The organism is Nonomuraea sp. NPDC049480, from assembly GCF_044465905.1.
Classification (GTDB): domain Bacteria; phylum Actinomycetota; class Actinomycetes; order Streptosporangiales; family Streptosporangiaceae; genus Nonomuraea.
Map to the genome: position 1 here is coordinate 1 of NZ_JBITMD010000002.1, position 17371 is coordinate 17371.

The 17371-nt window shown below is 70.7% G+C and carries 14 protein-coding genes; 7 read left to right on the forward strand and 7 right to left on the reverse strand.

What is annotated here, in order from left to right:
* Nucleotides 1-1520 (forward strand): AAA family ATPase (locus tag ACIBX3_RS05505; protein WP_397113416.1); only part of this gene is annotated, 1520 nt, incomplete at its 5' end.
* A 142-nt stretch (nucleotides 1521-1662) separates the two neighbouring features.
* Here ACIBX3_RS05505 and ACIBX3_RS05510 read toward each other — a convergent pair.
* Entirely contained in the window at nucleotides 1663-2583 is a 921-nt protein-coding gene (locus ACIBX3_RS05510; RefSeq protein WP_397113418.1) for a DUF6461 domain-containing protein, read from the reverse strand.
* A 102-nt stretch (nucleotides 2584-2685) separates the two neighbouring features.
* On the opposite strand from ACIBX3_RS05510, the gene ACIBX3_RS05515 reads away from it, so the two are divergent.
* Nucleotides 2686-3078, forward strand: coding sequence for a hypothetical protein (locus ACIBX3_RS05515; protein ID WP_397113420.1), 393 nt, complete (start codon nucleotides 2686-2688; stop codon nucleotides 3076-3078).
* A gap of 1 nt (nucleotide 3079) precedes the next feature.
* Nucleotides 3080-5428, forward strand: coding sequence for a DUF4132 domain-containing protein (locus tag ACIBX3_RS05520; RefSeq protein ID WP_397113422.1), 2349 nt, complete (start codon nucleotides 3080-3082; stop codon nucleotides 5426-5428).
* Here ACIBX3_RS05520 and ACIBX3_RS05525 read toward each other — a convergent pair.
* Together ACIBX3_RS05525 and ACIBX3_RS05530 are read right to left on the reverse strand one after the other, a co-directional pair.
* Nucleotides 5406-7883 (reverse strand): DUF4132 domain-containing protein, encoded by a 2478-nt coding sequence (locus tag ACIBX3_RS05525; RefSeq protein ID WP_397113424.1) that lies wholly within the window; start codon nucleotides 7881-7883, stop codon nucleotides 5406-5408. The genes ACIBX3_RS05520 and ACIBX3_RS05525 overlap by 23 nt on opposite strands.
* A 24-nt stretch (nucleotides 7884-7907) precedes the next feature.
* On the reverse strand, nucleotides 7908-9569 hold the full coding sequence (locus ACIBX3_RS05530) for an acyl-CoA dehydrogenase family protein (protein ID WP_397113426.1): 1662 nt from the start codon (nucleotides 9567-9569) through the stop codon (nucleotides 7908-7910).
* Between the two features lie 52 nt (nucleotides 9570-9621).
* On the opposite strand from ACIBX3_RS05530, the gene ACIBX3_RS05535 reads away from it, so the two are divergent.
* Nucleotides 9622-10320 (forward strand): PaaX family transcriptional regulator C-terminal domain-containing protein, encoded by a 699-nt coding sequence (locus tag ACIBX3_RS05535; protein WP_397113428.1) that lies wholly within the window; start codon nucleotides 9622-9624, stop codon nucleotides 10318-10320.
* Here the strand turns inward: ACIBX3_RS05535 and ACIBX3_RS05540 are convergent.
* The 3 genes from ACIBX3_RS05540 to ACIBX3_RS05550 form a co-directional block, all read right to left on the reverse strand.
* The gene (locus ACIBX3_RS05540) at nucleotides 10310-11338 is read right to left on the reverse strand and encodes a hypothetical protein (protein ID WP_397113430.1); all 1029 of its coding nucleotides are present in this window, start codon (nucleotides 11336-11338) and stop codon (nucleotides 10310-10312) included. The genes ACIBX3_RS05535 and ACIBX3_RS05540 overlap by 11 nt on opposite strands.
* Nucleotides 11339-11402: 64 nt before the next feature.
* The gene (locus ACIBX3_RS05545; protein ID WP_397113431.1) at nucleotides 11403-12800 is read right to left on the reverse strand and encodes a glutamate--cysteine ligase; all 1398 of its coding nucleotides are present in this window, start codon (nucleotides 12798-12800) and stop codon (nucleotides 11403-11405) included.
* Nucleotides 12801-12835: 35 nt separating this feature from the next.
* Nucleotides 12836-13546: an SDR family oxidoreductase gene (locus ACIBX3_RS05550; RefSeq protein ID WP_397113433.1), complete on the reverse strand. Its 711-nt coding sequence runs from the start codon at nucleotides 13544-13546 to the stop codon at nucleotides 12836-12838.
* A 101-nt stretch (nucleotides 13547-13647) separates the two neighbouring features.
* Between ACIBX3_RS05550 and ACIBX3_RS05555 the strand changes: the two genes are divergently transcribed.
* On the forward strand, nucleotides 13648-14475 hold the full coding sequence (locus ACIBX3_RS05555; RefSeq protein WP_397113435.1) for a helix-turn-helix transcriptional regulator: 828 nt from the start codon (nucleotides 13648-13650) through the stop codon (nucleotides 14473-14475).
* Nucleotides 14476-14559: 84 nt separating this feature from the next.
* Entirely contained in the window at nucleotides 14560-15597 is a 1038-nt protein-coding gene (locus tag ACIBX3_RS05560) for a zinc-dependent alcohol dehydrogenase family protein (protein WP_397113437.1), read from the forward strand.
* Here ACIBX3_RS05560 and ACIBX3_RS05565 read toward each other — a convergent pair.
* A complete protein-coding gene (locus ACIBX3_RS05565; RefSeq protein ID WP_397113439.1) occupies nucleotides 15575-16063 on the reverse strand; it encodes a carboxymuconolactone decarboxylase family protein in 489 nt (162 codons plus the stop codon). The genes ACIBX3_RS05560 and ACIBX3_RS05565 overlap by 23 nt on opposite strands.
* A 158-nt stretch (nucleotides 16064-16221) precedes the next feature.
* Here ACIBX3_RS05565 and ACIBX3_RS05570 point away from each other — a divergent pair, with 158 nt between their 5' ends.
* The gene (locus ACIBX3_RS05570; protein WP_397113441.1) at nucleotides 16222-17244 is read left to right on the forward strand and encodes a hypothetical protein; all 1023 of its coding nucleotides are present in this window, start codon (nucleotides 16222-16224) and stop codon (nucleotides 17242-17244) included.
* Nucleotides 17245-17371 lie beyond the last annotated feature (127 nt).

A 17371-nucleotide genomic window follows, 5' to 3' on the forward strand; every position in this document is an offset into this window, starting at 1 on the left:
CGCGGCTCCCCCAGGCACGGGTACTCATCGACATGGATCGTTACTTCGTGCTGCACGCGCCCCGGCAGACCGGGAAGACGACCGCGCTGCGCACCCTGGCCTCCGAGCTCACCGCCGAGGGTGACATCGCCGCCCTGCTGTTCTCCTGTGAGCGCGCCAAGGCGGCCGGTGACGACGTCGGCTGGGCGGAGTCGATTCTGCTGAAGTCCCTCCGCCAGGCCACCGAGTGGTCGGGATGGCCAGACGAACTGCTGCCGCCGGATCCCTGGCCGCAGTCACCCCCGGGCACCCGGTTCGGTACGGCGCTGAGCGAGTGGTGCCGCCGCTGCCCCCGCCGGGTGCTGCTGTTCTTCGACGAGATCGACGCGCTGCAGGGCAACAGCATGGTCAGCATCCTCAGTCAGCTCCGCGACGGTCACAACGCCCGGCCGGGGGGCCAGCCGTTCCCCGCATCCGTGGTCCTGTGCGGATTGCGCGACCTGCGTGACTACAAGGTCGCCTCGGGCGGCGATCCCGCCCGGTCCAACCCGGCCAGCCCGTTCAACATCATCGCCAAGTCGCTGCGCCTGGGCGACTTCACCGCCGATCAGATCGCCGAGCTGTACGACCAGCACACGCAGGCGACCGGCCAGGAGTTCACCAAGGACGCGGTGGATCGGGTCTTCGAGCTGACGCAGGGACAACCGTGGCTGGTCAACTCCCTCGCCCTTGAGATCATCTCTTGGATGAAGGTGACCGGCACCATCACCGCCGGGCAGGTGGAAGAGGCCAAGGAGCGGCTGATCCGGGCGCGCGCCACCCATCTGGACGCGCTGGTGAGGCGGCTGCACGAACCACGGGTCAAGCGGGTGATGGAGCCCGTGGTGGCCGGGTCGCTCCCCGACGCCGACCCCACCTTCTCCGACGATCTGTCCTACGTCTGCGATCTGGGCCTGGTCAAGCAGAAACCCCCGTTGGAGGTGGCCAACCCGATCTATCGGGAGGTCATCCTGCGGGTGCTGGGAGACCCGACGGAAAACTACGTGATGGCCGATCCGCGCAGCTTCGTGCTGCCGGACGGCCGTTTCGACCTGCCGCGTCTGCTGAAGGAGTTCGTCGTGTTCTGGCGCGAGCACGGCGAGGTGCTCATCCGGCAAGAGGGTTACCACGAGGCTGCCTGCCAGATCATCCTCATGGCCTTCCTGCACCGCCTGGTCAACGGCGGGGGCCATCTGGACCGGGAGTACGCCGCGGGCACCAAGCGCCTGGACGTGCTGATCCGCCGGCCCTACACCGGCCCGGACGGCGAGCGGCTGATGCAGCGGGACGCGATGGAACTGAAGGTGTGGCGCGCGGGCGAGGCCGACCCCCTGCCCGACGGGCTCGCACAGCTCGACCGCTATCTGGACCGCCTCACCCTCCCCACCGGCGTGCTCGTGGTCTTCGACCGGCGCCCAGAGGCCCCGCCCTGGAAGGAACGAGGCGGCTTCGAGCAGGCGACCACGCCGTCCGGCCGCCATGTCACCGTGCTGCGTGTATGACGGGTGCCTGAGTTTCCGGCAAGAGCCGGTCCCGCCGTTCGAAGACCATGCAGAGGATGCGACACGCCGCCGCTCTCCTCCGGAACGTGCGTTTTCGAAGCGTTCAGGAAGTACCAGTGTGCGCTGACCACCACGGAGCCGGCTACGTGGCGAGCATGGTCTTGAGCTCGGTGCGCAGGGCCGGCCACGCCTTGCCCAGGATTCGCGGCGCGGGGACCAGCGCGTCCACCGCCTCCCGGAACGGGTAGGAACCGCGGCGGCCGGTCACCGCGGCGTACAACGCCCGGAGAGCGGCGTTGTGGTCCGGTGAGACCTCTTCGCCCCAGGCCGACGGAGCCGGCGAAGCCGCGTCCGGTGGCCCGGAGGCGACGAGGTCCAGCGCCTCGCGGACCTGCGCGTCCCCGTCCAGCCCCGTCGCCGCCATGTACGCGCTCAACACCCGGTGGAGCGCCGCCCGCCGGACCGGCTCGGGTGCCAGTCGCAGGCGGACGTCGAGATCGGGGTCCGTCTCGCCCAGGGTGCTCGGCGGGCGCGGGTCCTCGGGAATCGTCCGCTCCAGCAGCAACCTGCAGGCGTCCGGGGAGGGGTGGTCGAGCGCGACCCCGGTGATCGTCTCCACCACGCCCATGGCGGCCGCGCGCCACTGGTGGCCCTCGGGCTGTTCCAGTGCGGCCAGCTCAGCGTCCAGCGCCTGCGGGTCCTTGCCCCGGCGTTCGCCCGGGAACAGCGGGTCGAGCTCGGTCACGACGGTGCCGTAGACGGCGTAGACCAGTCTCGCGTGCGCGTTGACGTTCCAGAACAGGCTGACCGTCCGGGCGTGCGCGCTGAGGTGGCGCAGCACTTCAGGCCGGACGCCCTGGTAGCCGTTGTACTCGTAGACGACGAACGAGGACCCTTCGCGGCTGATCCACAGCGCGCCCTCGTAGTCGCTCTCGTCGATCCCCTCGTCGGGCTCGTACTCGAGGTCTCCGGCCGATCCGCCGAGCCGCTCCGCGATGGCCTCGGGGGTCAGGGTGCCGGTCACCGGCTGGATCACCGTCCAGCAGACGGCATCGTCGATCATGCGGGCAGTATGCCGGGCACGGCCGACGGTTTTGTCGTCCGGCGCTGCTATAGATTGCGCCGTCCTCCGATATTTCGACATCATTCACGGGACGGGGTTTCGATGGCATCAGTGGTGTTTCGCGATGAGACGGCGACCGGCCGGGCGTTAGAGGAGTTCTCGCTGCCGGACCTGCCCGACCGGATCTCGGCCCGCGAGCTCGTACGGCTCCGCGTCCGCGAAGAGGTGGCCCGCCACAACGCCGTCCCTTCCCATCACTTCCGCGGCCTGGTCAAGCCGACCGACGCCGAGGCCGAGCTGAACGGCTACCGGATGCGCACCGCCCGCAGGCTCGACTGGGAGAAGCAGGCCGACGCCGCCGAGGCCGCTTTCGCCCGCAACGGCTTCCTCCTGCTCGTGGGTGACCGGCAGATCGAGGACCTCGGCGAGGAGGTCGACCTGACGGCCGACCCGGTGGTGTCGTTCGTCAAGCTCGTTCCCCTGGTCGGAGGCTGATGTGGATACGTGGGGTCGCCTGAGCCAGGCCGACGAGGAGGAGTTCGCGCGGCTGGACCGGGCCTTCGAAGCCGGAGAGCCGATGACCGGTGAGCACGGCGAGATCTTCGGTGTATGGGCGCTCGACCGGTTCTGCGCCGACCCGGCCGGCCCACGCCGCCGCGAGATGCTCCAGCAGGTCGTCGAGGACGTGCCGGCCTGGTCCGGGGATACGGTCTCCGGGCTGTGGAGCATGGTCCACGGGGCGACGAGGACGTGGCCCCAGGACGACACCGATCTCTACCTGGTGCCGCTCGCCGCCACCTCTTCGCTCTCCTTCCCCGAGCGGCGTATCGCGCTGGAACACGTGCCCCACGATTTCAGCAAGTATCGCTACTCTGAGTGGAAGATCCTTCGCGGACCGGTGACAGAGCTGCTGACCGAGCCTGAGGCCGGCGATCCCGGCGCGGCCGTCCGCAACGTCATATGGGAGGAAGACCCATTCGCGATCCGGCTGGCCACGGATTTCGCCTCTCGGCTCGCCTCATCCGAAGTGTTGCCGCTGCTGCGGCACTGCGCCACCGCCACCGCCTCCAAGCCCAGCCCCACGTGGCTCAAGCGGACCGCTGGCCTGCTGAACGAGCCGGCCGTCGAAGTGATCAGGGACGTCCTCCGGCAACTGGCCGCCCATCGTGAGGCGACGTTCCGGCCCCCGCACCGCGACGAGAGGTGGACGGGCGTCGTCTTCCTGCGCCGGCGGACCGCCGTGCCGCTGCGCGGCATGGTCTGGGCGTGTGAGCTGATCCACGAGCCTTGGGTGACCACGGTGCTCGGCGACGTCGCCGTGACGTGCGGCACCGGCGTCGGCGGGTCGGGTGCCAACGCTCGCAGCGAGATGCTGGCCAACGCGGCGACCGGGGTGCTGGCCCGGCGGGGCGGCCTGGACGTGGTGGCCCAGCTGGCGCGCGTGCAGGCCAAGGTACGCAAGAAGACCATCCTGGCGGCGGTGAGCCGCACGCTGGAGGCGGTCGCCGAGCGGACCGGGCTGTCGCCCGAGCGCCTGCTGGACCGCACCGTCCCGACGTTCGGCCTCGACCCCGACGGCACCCGCACCGAGCAGGGCCTGCGCCTGTCCCTGGACGGCACCATCACGTACGAAGGCCGTAGGACCATCCCCAAGACCGTCGACCGGGACCTGCTCACCGAGTTCAAGGCGACCGCCAAGGAGCTGAAGAAGGCACTGCCGGCCGAGCGCTTCCGGATCGAGCGCGCCTTGGCCACCGAGCGGATATGGCGCTGGCACGAGGTGTGCGAGTTCTTCCTGGACCCCCCGGTCACCGGCTCCTTCGCCCGCGCGCTGATTTGGGAGATCCTGCAGGGCCCCGCCGGGCTGCCGGTCCAGGTCGACGGGGCCTGGGAGCTGACCGACCCGGCCGGCCGCCGTATCCAGCCCCGCCCAGACACCCCTGTTCTCCTGTGGCACCCGATCTCGCACTCGGCGGACGAGGTCCGTGCCTGGCGCGACCACCTGATGGAGATCGGCCTGCGCCAGCCGTTCAAGCAGGCCTTCCGCGAGGTCTACCTGCTCACCCCGGCCGAGGAGGAAACCCGCGACCACTCGCGCCGCGTCGCCGGTCACCTGCTGCGCTACGGCCAGGCCAAGGCGCTGCTCACCGACCGCGGCTGGACCGGCCTGTCACTGGGTCACTGGGGCTGGGTGTACGGCTCCGGCCAAGCCGAGGCCACCAAGGAGCTCCCCGGCGGCCTGACCGCGCACTGGGATTTCCACCTCGGCGAGGGATCGTACGAACGGGACGGCTACGGCAACACCGCCTCGATCTGCGTCAGCGGCGTCATCCGCTTCACCGACGCCGCCGGTGGCCGGGTGCCGCTGGCCGAGGTGCCGGCGCTCACGTTGTCGGATACGCTGCGCGACGCCGACCTGGCCGTCGGCGTCACCTCCACCGGCCTGGAACCGGAGGGGCACGGCGAATACTGGGAGTCCTACGGCTTTGGCGACCTGACCGAGTCCGCTCACGTCCGCCGCGACGCTCTGACCCGGCTGCTGCCCCGCCTGGCCATCGCCGACCGGTGCACGCTGACCGACCGCTTCCTGCACGTCCGCGGCGACCTGCGCACGTACAAGATCCATCTGGGGTCGGGCAACATCCTCATGGAGCCCAACGACGCCTATCTGTGCATCGTCCCGAGCGGTGGCGCCGACCAGGTCTTCCTGCCGTTCGAGGAGGACGGCGGCATGCTGTCGGTCATCCTGTCGAAGGCGTTCCTGCTGGCCGCCGACACGGCGATCGACGACCCGTCCATCACCCGCCAGATCGGCCCCCCGGTCAGCCACGGATCTGAGCGGTGATGCTCGGATCGGTGATCTCGGTGTCCTTGGCCAGCAGCATCGCCTTGCTGAGGATGACCGCCAGCGTCTGGTCGCCTTCGAACGGCAGGAACACCTGATCGGCGACGGCCCCGGACGCCTGCTTCGGCACGATGCACAGGTATCGGTCGTCCGGCGTCATCAGGATGTTGCCCGACCCAAGATGGATCTTGTACGTGCGCAGATCCCCTCGGACGTGCAGGAACCGGCCCTCCAGGGAGCACCGGCCGGCGATGGCCAGGCGGGGCAGGAGCCGGGACAGGACGTCGCGCCGGGTCTGCGCGGTGACAGACAGCTCGCCGAAGCCGTAGGAGGTCCAGTAATCGCGGAACATCCCGTCCGGGCCGCCGTCCTGCCAGGTCGGGTCGTTGCCGACGCTGGCCACTCCGACGAACAGGTCGACGTCGCGCATGACCTCGCTGAACACCAGCGCAGGGATCTCGGCGAGCGGCACCGGCGGAACCCTGGAGGGATCGTTGTGCAGCCAGGCGGCGTACCCGCCGTAGTTCAGCTGGGCGTGGGGCGGAAAGAAACGCACCTGATCGGTGGTGACCCGGAGGTAGGCACCGGATTCGGTCCATTCGGCGTCGCCGTAGTCGGGTTCGGTCCAGAACTCCGCGCGCAGCCCCCACCCGGGCAGCTCGTACGCGGCGGGCGGGAAATCCCCGTCGACGGCCATGTGCAGCTCGTGGCGCCAGCCGCGGGCGGCGGCCAGCGCGTGGAACTGGTGCTGGCGAAGCACGTGGGCGGCGAAGCGGTTGGAGTAGTCGCCGGTCCTCTCCTCTGCCGGGGTGAGGAGGTAGACCTCCCGGTGCGCCTGCTTGAACGGCTGGGTGATCTCGTGCCGCTCCAGCCGGCTCCGCCAGGCCCGCACCTCGGCCACGTCACGGCCGATCGGGTGCCAGAGCCGTACCGTCGCGTCCGCCGCCGGGCGGGTCTCGGCGTCCTCGACGTCGCGCAGGCCGCCGTCCGCGTAGCCGTAAGGAACGTCGCCGATCAGCCAGATCAGCCGCCTGGCCAGGGTGCCGACCAGCGGATGGTCCAGGTAGCGTGCCCGCCACCTCTCGAACGGCCAGGTCCGCTGGGCGAGGAACAGCCGGTCCAGGCGGTCGGCCTGCGCGGAGAGCATCTTGGTGATGTCCTTCACCGCGCCCTTGAGCTCGGCGAGCTCCCCGGCGTGCTCCTGCCGGACGCTCGCGGGCGGCGCCTTGACCAGCTTCCCCTTCGCGTTGCGCCAGCCCAGGACGACCTTGCCGGCCGTCACGGCCAGCTCGGCCTCCGCCTCGCCGAGCGTCTCCACGCGCCGGCCGACCTCGGTCAGGCCGTACGAGGGCACGGCGAGCTCATCCACCTCATCCCGTGGCAGGCCGAGTGCCTTCGCCCTCGCGTCGAGCGCCCTGTTGAGCACCTTCAGCGTGGGCTTGTGCGTCACCTTCGCGGCCAGCCGGGCCAGCTGCCCCAGCGCGTCGGCGCCGTCCAGGCGCGACAGCGCGCCGATCGCGGAGGTGGCGGTCGCGGGGTGGCGCGGCCCGACGCCGGGGACCTTGCGCAGGGCCGACTCGGCGAGCGTGCCCAGGACGCGGCAGGTGTCCGGCCGCGGCGGCAGGCATCCCAGCAGCCAGATCAGCCCGCGCAGCGCGGGCGCGTTGTAGGGGTCGACGTAGTGGTCGTTGCCGCCGCGCAGGGGCAGCGATCGGGGCCGTCCGACCAGGGTGAGCCAGCCGGTGATCCGGGCCCGCGCCGCCTCGGGCCCGGCCTGCTCCAGCAGCGCCCTGGCGGTGCGCTGCCACTTGGCCGACGGTTTCGAGCTCGATATGGGTCGTGGTGAGTTGACGGACGCCGAGGATGTGGCCAGCGCGTGCTCCAGCAGGGCGGTCCAGTGCTCGTCCAGGTCCTCGGAGAGGATCTGGTCCGCCCACGGCTCGCCGACGTTGAGCAGCGGGACCCTGTGCTGGGCGATGAGCGGCGGGAAGACCACCTCGACCGCCCAGCCCGCCACGGCCGTGCGCCTGAGGGCCGCGAGCTGCGCGGGGGTGAGAGAGTTGCCGGCCTTGAGCCAGCACTCCAGGATCCAGGAGAGGTTCTCGTGGCAGTAGGTCTCGTGATGTGCCGCGCGGGTCAGGAACAGCCCGGCGGCCTCGGGCGTCCACGAGACGGAGATGCCGCCGGTGATGACCCTGGCCACGCCTTCGACGGACTCGACTTCGTCGTCGGCGCGGGACAGCAGGCGGGTGACCAGCTCCACCCGGGACGCGGCCGGCATCTGCTTGAGGGTGTCGTAGAGGGACTCGCCGGGGCCGTATGCCCAGAAGCTGAAGAAGTCCAGGCTGACGTCCTGCTTGAGGCGGACCAGTTCCTCGGCCAGCTCGTCGATCCGGCCCGCCTCGATCAGCGGCATCAGCGCCGCCACCCGCTCCCGCCCGGTCACTTCGATCATGGCGGCAGAGTCTAGTGATCTTTATCAGAGGATGACGGCTCCCTCCAGGAGATCGTCGAAGACCTCCAGCTCCTCCCCCGCCCGGTCGATCCCCCGCAGCGGCCCGTGATCGGCAAGGTGCGTCTCGGCGTACAGGCGGGCGACGAGCGCCTTGCGACCGTCGTCCAGTCCCCAGCCCGCCTGCTCCTCCAGCAGCGCCGCGGCGTACACGTCGGCCATGAACTGCGCCAGCGGGTAGAGCCGCGCCTCGGCCACCGCGGGCTCCAGCGCGGCCCACGCCGTGATCGCCTTGGCCAGGTCGTCGACGCGGGCGTGCACCAGGTCGGAGGTGGCCGCGGCGCGCAGCCGGTCGAGGAACGGTTCGTGAGCCCGCTCGCGAGCCATGGCCCGCCGCACGTCCAGGCAGAGGATGTTGTCGCCGCCCTCCCAGATCGGGTTGACCTGGGCGTCGCGCAGGAGCCTGGCCACCGGCCACTGCTCGATGTAGCCGTTGCCGCCGTGCACCTCGATCGCGTCGCTGGCGGCCGTCACGCCGAGCCGGGCGGCGCGCAGCTTGACCAGGGCGGGCGCGAGCCTCAGGCGCGGGCCGACGAGCCCGTCGAAGACGAGCGCCTGCGCGGCCTCGACCTCGACGATCAGTTCGGCGAGCTTGCGGCGCATCAGCGGCTGCTCGACGAGCGGCCGGCCGAACGCCTCGCGGGCGCGGGCGTAGCAGATCGACTCCACCAGCGCCCGCCTGGCCACTCCGAGGCCCATCATGCCCACGGAGAGCCGGGAGGCGTTGGTGAGCTTCATCATGGTCCCGAGCCCCGACCCGGAGCTCTGCCCGGCCAGCAGGAACGCCTCCGCCTCGGTGAACTCGACCTCGCCCGACGCGACCGAGCGGGTGCCGAGCTTGTCCTTGAGCCGCCGGATCCGCACCCCGTTGCGGCTGCCGTCCCGCCGCTCCCACAACACCAGGAACGGCGCCACGGCCCCCTCGGGCAGCCGCGCCAGCACCACGAACGCGGATCCGCCGGCGTTGGAGGCGAACCACTTGAAGCCCGACAGCAGCCAGGCGTCCCCGGCGGGCACGGCCGAGGTCTCCAGCGCCGCCAGGTCGGAGCCGCCCGTCCGCTCGGTAAGCATCTGAGCGGCCTCGCCGGAGTAGTAACCGTTGGCGAAGATCTCCCGGACGCGTGCGCGTACGTCCTCGGGCGCGTGCTTCTCGGCGAGTTGCACCACCATGTCGCCGCCCGTGCCGAGCGCGCAACCCATCCCGATGTCGGCCTGATTCAGCATGTACGTCCACGCGGCGCCCAGCGCCGCCGGATCCGCCCCATGAGCGCGGGCCGCTTCGGCGAACGACGGCGAGGTGAAGTTGTCCTCCATGAGCGCGTGCCGGGCGGCCAGGAACGACGGCGGCATGACGACCTCGCTGACGTCCCTGCCCCACTTGTCGTACTTCTCCAACCGCGGAGGGTTGCGGTCCGTCTCTTCGGCGGAGGAGGCCACGAGGCCCCCCATGAGCGCGCCCAGCCGGTCGAGGTGCGACTCGGCCCAGGAGAAACCGTCGCCGAGGTGGCGCCTCATGAGCAGGCGCAGCGTGGGATCGCAGGTCCACCAGTTGCGCCCGGCGGCGCCCTGGTAGCGCTCGGTGGCGTAACGGTCGCTGCGGTCGAAAGGTTCGATGAGATAACGCCCCATACTCGCGAGTGTTACATATAATCGACACGCGATGGAAGAGCGTAATAGTGCATTGAGTGCCCGTTCGGCCGTGCTGAGCGTGCTGCTGGGCACCCACCCGCCGCGCCTGCCGGCCCGCCAGCTGGTGCGCGTCGGCGCGCTGTTCGGCATCGCCGAGGGGACCGTACGGGTGGCGCTGTCGCGCATGGTGGCGGCCGGGGACCTGATCCAGGAGGACCGCTTCTACACGCTGTCGGAGCGGCTGATCGAGCGCCAGGCCAGGCAGGACGAGAGCCGGGACCCGCACACCAGGCCGTGGGACGGCACGTGGGAGGTGGCCGTGGTCACCGCGGAGCGGCGCGCGCCCGCCGACCGGGCCGCGTTCCGGCACACGATGACCGCGTTGCGCCTGGCCGAGCTGCGCGAGGGCACCTGGCTGCGGCCGGCCAACCTGGTGCGCGACTGGCCGGAGATCGTCACCGCGCAGTGCACGCTGATCGACGGCCGCCCGCACGGCGACCCCACTCCCCTGTTGTGGGATCTGGACGGCTGGGCCGCCGAGGCACACCGGCTGGAGCGGGAGCTGGAGCGCGCCGACGGGCTGGCCGAGGGGTTCCTGGTGTCGGCCGCCGTGCTACGCCACCTGCTGGCCGACCCGCTGTTGCCGGCGGAGCTGCTGCCGGCCGGCTGGCCGGGCGCGCGGCTGCGGGCCCGCTACGACGACTTCGACGCCCGCTACCGCGAGGTCCTCATGAAGCACCTCACAGAGTGACCCCGAAGATCACCCGCTTGTTCCTGAACTCGGTGACGCTCCACAGCTTGCCGCCCTGCACGGTCAGGTCCTCGGGACCGATCGGGAACGGCCTGGTCTGCGGCTTCCCGCCGGAGTAGACGAGCAGTTTGCCGTTGGTGGTGGAGTTGGCCGCCTGGCTGAGGTACCACTTCCCGCCCTGCGAGATCGCCCCCTGGATCTTGGGGTGGCCCATCACGAACACCTCGTTGGGCTCGCCGCCGGAGAAGCCGAGGTTCCAGTGCGCCACCCGGCCGCCGGGGTCGTTCTCGTGGTACTCGCCGGTGATCAACCGGTCCGTGTCGCCGCTGCGGTCGATCGACACGAACGAGAAGAGCGGGCCCGGCCGCGCGAGCCGCCAGAAGTCGGTCTGCGGGATGACGTACCGGTAGCCGAACGCGTGGAACTTGCCGTCATGCCGCCCGACCCGGGTGGGATCGCCCAGGTCGTTCTGGGCCGTGCGCAGGTCGAGCAGCTTGTTCAGGTCGAAGACGCGCAGCCCCCTGGACGTGTCGGCGACGTAGAGCAGGTCGCCGTCGATCGCGATGCCGCCCGCGTGGATGTTGATCGGCGCGTACGTGCCGTCCGGCTTGGCCGTCACCAGCAGCGCGTGCTGGTACTTCAGCGTGCGCGGGCTCAGGAACGACACCCGGATCCCGCGCTCGCCGGCCGTGGGCTTGAAATACCAGCTGGCCACGAACACCGGCACCCCGATGGAGCCGGACTCCTCCCCGCAGGACAGCCCCTGGGGATACCAGTCCGCGGTGTCCTGATCCTTGGCGTCGAAGGCATACCATTCGGCCGGTCTGGGCTGCATCGAGCCGAGCGCGGCCACGGCCCCCTTGCGGACGGCGGTCCTGTTGGCCTGCGCCAGCAGCGCTTCGACGGCGGTGCTGCCGATCTCATTGGCAAGCTTGGCCGCCCCGTCGGCGAGATCGCCCGTCGCCTGGTTCAGGGCGTAGGGCGCCTTGTCCGTGGGTACCATCCCCGTTGCCGCCATATCTCCCTCTCTTTTCCCGTCGCTTTACCAAGTGTGACGGAGCGGGGACGGCAACGGTTGGCGTTCAACGCCACAAATGCACCGGAAGTCCCGAGAGTGCAAGCTCGTAGTAGCGCCGCACGAGCCGTTCCCGGTCGCCTCCGAAGCGCGCCAGCGCCTCCCGCTGCCACGCCGCCCCCGTGCGGCGCAGCCGGGTGCGCTGCTCGACGATGCCCAGGGCGCGGTCGGCGTCACTCGGCACCACCCCGGCGCCGAGCAGCCCTTCCCGCGCCTCCGGCAGCAGGCGCAGCACCAGGTCGGCCGCTTCGAAGTCGCCGTCCACGCCCGGCCAGGAGAGCTTGGCGTCCAGGCCGTCCATGGCGGCCCGGTAGAAGTTCTGGTACGCCTCCGCGAACCGGTAGCCGGTCAGGTCCCGCTCCGCCTGCGACAGCGTCAGCCCCACCAGGAACGCCGTGTTGGCGGCCATGTCCGCGCACGACGGCCCGGCCGGCAGCGCCCGCATCTCGACCCGCAGGTGCCCGCCGTCGGCCGGGTCGTAGACGGGCCGGTTCCACTGCCAGATCGTGCCCTGGTGCAGCCGCAGCTCGGGCACCTCGTGCCGAGCGGCGTCATCGTGCAGGTCGGGCACGACCGGCTCGTAGTCGCGAACGTACCGCTCGAACAGCTCGTGCGCCCCCTCCCGCACCCAGTCCGAGCCGAACGTCACCCGCCCGTCCCTGCGCCCGCGCCGCTCCACGTCCCGGTCGTCGGCGGCCTCCTCCATCAGCGCGATCCGCGTCTCCTCCCACAGCCGCCTGCCCAGGAAGAACGGCGAGTTGCCGCACGCGGCCAGCACCGGCCCGATGGCGAGCTGGGCGGCGTTGAACAGCCGGGCGAACCGCTCGGGCGGCGTGCGGATGTGCACCTGCCAGGAGGTGTTGGCGGCCTCGAGTATCACGTCCTCCACGGCGAGCTCCAGGTCGTCGATCTTGACCAGGAACGGCTCCAGCCGCAGCCGCCTGATGCCCCTGCTCAGGGCCCGGTAGCGGTTCTGGTCGCTCATGGCGCCCACCGTGAAGTCCTCGGTGCCGAGGGTGGGCAGGATGCCGATGGGCACCGCGCCGCCGCCCTCGACCGCGCGGTCCACCTTCGTGATCGTCTCCTGGACCTCGCCGCTCAGCTGCTCGAAGGGCCTGCCCTCCAGCGGCGTCGGCGTCAGGTTCACCTCGACGTTGTAGCGGCCCAGCTCCAGCACCACGCGGGAGTCCCCGAGAGCCTCCAGCACCTGGCTGTTGCGCGGGAGCGGCCGTCCCCGATCGTCGATGAGGAACAGCTCCAGCTCGGCCCCGATCGTGACCGGGCCCTGGCCGAAGCCGGGGGTTGCGAGCAGCTCGCGCAGCACGCCCAGCTGCTCCTGGAGGCGTTCGCCGAAGCGGACGTACTCCGCCTCGGTAAATCGCTCTTTATCCAGATCTCGTCCCATCACCCCCTTCTGTCCGGTTCCTCAGGGTTGACACCTCACCAGGGGATCACGCCGTCATCCTGCAGGTAGGCGCCTGTGGGACCGTTCTCGTCCAGCGTCGCCAGCCGCACGGCGATCGCCGCACCCTGCTCGGCGGTACGGAACCCGGAGTGCCCGTTGAGGTCGGTGGCGCAGTAGCCGGGGTTGGCGGCGTTCACCTTGATCGTGGTGTCCTTGAGCTCCTTGGCGTAGCAGACCGTGATCATGTTGAGCGCGCTCTTGGAGGAGTTGTAGGCGATGAAGTTGGCGTCAGCGAAGGGACTGTCGGGGTCCGCGGCCATGGTCAGTGAGCCGAGCTCGCTCGACATGTTCACGATCCGGCCGGCCCGCGCCCTGCGCACCAGCGGCAGCATGGCGTTGGTCACGGTGACGACGCCGAACACGTTCGTCTCGTAGACCTCCCTGAGCGCCCGCGCCGGCGTGGTGCTCGGCAGGGCCTGGGCCAGGCCGGCGGAGATCCCGGCGTTGTTGACCAGGATGTCGAGGGCGCCGTACTCCCGCTCGATCCACTTCGCGGCGGCGACCGCGCTGTCCTCGATGGTCACGTCGAGACGCACGTACGGCTGCCCGAGCCGCTCGGCGGCGGCCCGCCCGCGCTCCTCGTCGCGCGCCCCCACGATCGCGGTGACGTCCTGCTCGGCCAGCAGCCGCGCGATCTCGTAGCCGATTCCCTTGTTCGCTCCGGTGATGAGTGCGATCTTCGTCATGTCTCCACGTTCGCGCAGGCCGGAGCGGCGGAGGAGAGACCTGGAAAGGCTGGGATCGGCGGTACCACCCACGACCGGCCGGCATGGCGGAGGATGGAGGCATGAACCGCGACCAACTCGCCGGCTTCCTCCGCAGCCGGCGCGCCCGCGTCACCCCGGCCGAAGTGGGACTGCCGAGCGGCGAGCGCCGTCGCACGCCGGGACTGCGCCGGCAGGAGGTCGCGCAGCTGGCCAACCTGTCGGTCGACTACTACATCCGGCTGGAGCAGGGTCGCGGCCCGAGCCCGTCGCGGCAGGTGCTCAACGCGCTGGCGAGGGCGCTCATGCTGAGCCAGGACGAGCGCGGCCACCTCTTCCACCTCGCCGGGCAGACGCTGGAGACCCCGACGATCAGCGACGACGTGCCCGGCGGCGTGCTGCACCTGCTGGCCTTCCTGGAGGACGTGCCCGCCTACGTCCTGAACGCCAGGTACGACATCCTCGCCTGGAACCCCATGGCCAACGTCCTCATGCACGGCCTCGACAACCAGCCGATCGAGCAGCGGAACGCCATCCGCTGGGTCTTCATGTCCCCCGACATCGCCGAGCACCTCACCGATGAGGAGAAGGGCCGCTTCGCCCGCGCCTCGGTCGCTGACCTGCGCGCCGCCGTCGGCCGCTACCCCGACGACCGCGAGCTGCAGGCGTTGGTCGCCGAGATGCTGGCGCTCAGTCCCGAGTTCGCCGAACTGTGGGGCAGGCACGAGGTCGGCATCCGCAGAGAACAGCGCAAACGGATCACCCACCCGCTCGTCGGCAGGATCGACGCGATCTGCCAGGTCATGGCGGTGCCCGACCGCGACGACCTCCGCCTCGTCCTCTACACGACCGAGCCCGGATCACCCTCCCACCGAGCCTTGCGCGAGCTGCGGCAACTGACTCTCCGGTGACCGGCCGCCCCGGAGTGGTGATCTCGCCCTTTCAGGATGCGGTACGCGACCTGCGGCAACTGACTCTGAAGCTAGTCTGATGAGATGCGAGCGGTTGCGTTTGACATCTTCGGCGGGGAGCTGGACGTGCGGGAGCTGCCCGATCCTGCCCCGGCCCCGCACGGAGCGGTGATCAGGGTCGAGGCGACGGGGCTGTGCCGCTCCGACTGGCACGGCTGGCAGGGGCACGATCCCGACATCAAGGCGCTCCCGCACGTGCCGGGGCACGAGTTCGCGGGCGTGGTCGAGGCCGTCGGCTCCGACGTGCGCGGCTGGCGGGCCGGGGCGCGAGTGACGGCGCCGTTCGTGTGCGCCTGCGGCACGTGCCCGTCCTGCGCGAGCGGCGACCAGCAGGTGTGCGAGCGGCAGACGCAGCCGGGCTTCACGCACTGGGGCTCGTTCGCCGAATACGTCGCCATCGACCACGCCGACGTCAACCTCGTCGCGATCCCCGAGGACATGGCCTACGCCACGGCCGCCGGGCTGGGCTGCCGTTTCGCCACCGCGTTCCGTGCCGTGGCGCAGGTGGGCCGGGTGCGGCCGGGCGAGTGGGTGGCGGTGCACGGCTGCGGCGGTGTGGGGTTGTCCGCCGTGATGATCGCGACCGCCGCGGGGGCCCGGGTGGTGGCCGTCGACATCAGCACCGACGCGCTGCACCTGGCCGAGCGGGCCGGCGCGACGCACTTCGTCAACGGCTCGGCCGGCGACGCGGCGGCCCAGGTGAGGGAGCTGACCAGGGGCGGCGCGCACGTGTCCGTCGACGCCCTCGGCAGCCCGCAGACGTGCGCGGCGTCGATCGAGAGCCTGCGCCGCAGGGGCCGGCACGTCCAGGTGGGGCTGCTGCCCGGCGGGCCGACGCCGGTGCCGATGGACCGGGTGATCGGCCACGAACTGCGGCTGCTCGGGAGCCACGGCATGGCCGCGCACGCCTACCCGCCGATGCTGGAGCTCATCAGGGCCGGGGTCCTGCACCCCGACCAGCTCGTCACCCGCACGATCGGGCTCGCCGACGCCGGCAAGGCGCTGGCCTCGATCGGCTCGGTGCCGGGCGTCACGATGATCACTCCTCGATCGCCACTCTGAGCGTCCTGAGCACCAGCGCCAGCATGCGGTAGTGGGCCACGAGCATGACCAGCTCGATCCTGCGCGCCTCGTCGTAGCGGTCGCACAGCGCCGCCCAGGTGGCGTCGGTCAGGTCGCCGGCGTAGTGGAGGTCGTCGGCCACCTGCAGCACGAGCCGGTCCTCGACCGGCCAGAGGGCGTCGGGCTGGCGTACCGACTCGATCTCCAGCTCCGTCAGGCCCGCCTCGCGGGCCAGGCGGGTGTGCTGGGCCCATTCGTAGGCGCTGTCGCTGTGGTACGCCGTCCGCAGGATGGCCAGCTCACGGTCGCGGGCGGGCAGTGTGCCGTTCAGCAGCGCGCCGCCGAACCGCAGCCAGGCGCGGTAGAGCGTCGGGTGGCGGGCCAGCGTGGTGAACACGTTGTACGGGTTGGCCCTCGTGAAGTCGTCCCACTCTTCGGGAGGAAGGGGCTGCACGCGCGGTTCCATGGTCGGAGCATCCCCCAATGAGCGGATCCCGTCAGGTATGTAGGCATGAGGCGCCGCCTGGCAAGCCCTCCCAACCATCTCGGCATGGCACCGGCCGGAGATGAACTCCGGCGGACGAGGGTCTCGTACACCGGGGCAATCACACCCCGGAGACAGCCATGACCATCAAACGTCAGCTATCCATCGTGCTCCTCCTGCCCCTCGCCGCCGCCTGCGGCCTCGTCGCCGAGACGGCGAACACCGGGCAGGCGAACACCGGGCAGGCGGCCGACGGCCGCGTCTCCGCGCCGTCCTCGTCTCCGCAGAAGCGGGCGGTCGTGACGGTGGCTGAGGCCAAGAAGATCCTCGCCCGCTGGGACGGCGCCGAGAACGAGGCGATGCGTCGGGGCGGCACGGACTGGTCGGCGGCGGAGGCGGGCCTCATCGCGGAGATCCACCAGGCCGAAGTCCGGCTGGACCGGTTGAGAGGGGAGACTCCATCCCTCACCCCGGAGGAGCGCATCGTCCAGTCCCGCTTCGCCATCCCCAGGGCGGGCACGGGGACGCCGTGGTTCATGGCCGACTTCAGGCGCAAGGGCGTCCAGGTGTGGACCCAGGTCGTCTTCGCGAAGACGCGGGCCGGGTGGCGCATGGTGGCCGGCTCCATGTCGCCGTACCGGACACCCGCCGTGGCACGTGACGGCGACGGATTCGCCACCGTGCTCGCCCCGGACGACCGCGCGGGGCTCGTGGTCTCACCCCGAGAGCTCGCCCGGACGCACGCGCGCCTGCTGAGCACCGCCGGCGACGACCCCCGCGCCAAGCGGCTCCTCGTCGACAACTTCTGGACCGGCGTGTACGCCGACACGCACAAGCAGGACCGGGAGGAAATGCCGGCCGGATGGAACCTGCGGCGCGACACCCAGCCCGCCCGGGAGCTGTACGCGCTGCGTACGACCTCCGGAAAAGCGCTGGTCTGGTACGGCATCACCGAAGAGGACACCTACACCGCCGGCTCCGGCGCGGCCGGGCTGAAGTTCTGGGACGGCACCCTTGCCAAGCCCCTGAGCAAAGGGAAGACCTTCCGGGAGAAGGCCGTCTACAAGAGGGCCTCGATGTACTTCGCCGTCGTGCCCAAGTCGTCGGGCAAGGTCGCGGTCACGTGGGGCGACTACGGCTACATGAGCGTCACCGGCTCCTGAGGGCCGCGCCGTCAAGCCATCCCATTCTTAGAAATGAGCGGCCGCTTGGCAGAACTCGGACAATTCCAGAAATCAGATTCAACGCTTTGACAGAAGGACTTTTCACGAACCAGTTAATCGGTCAAGA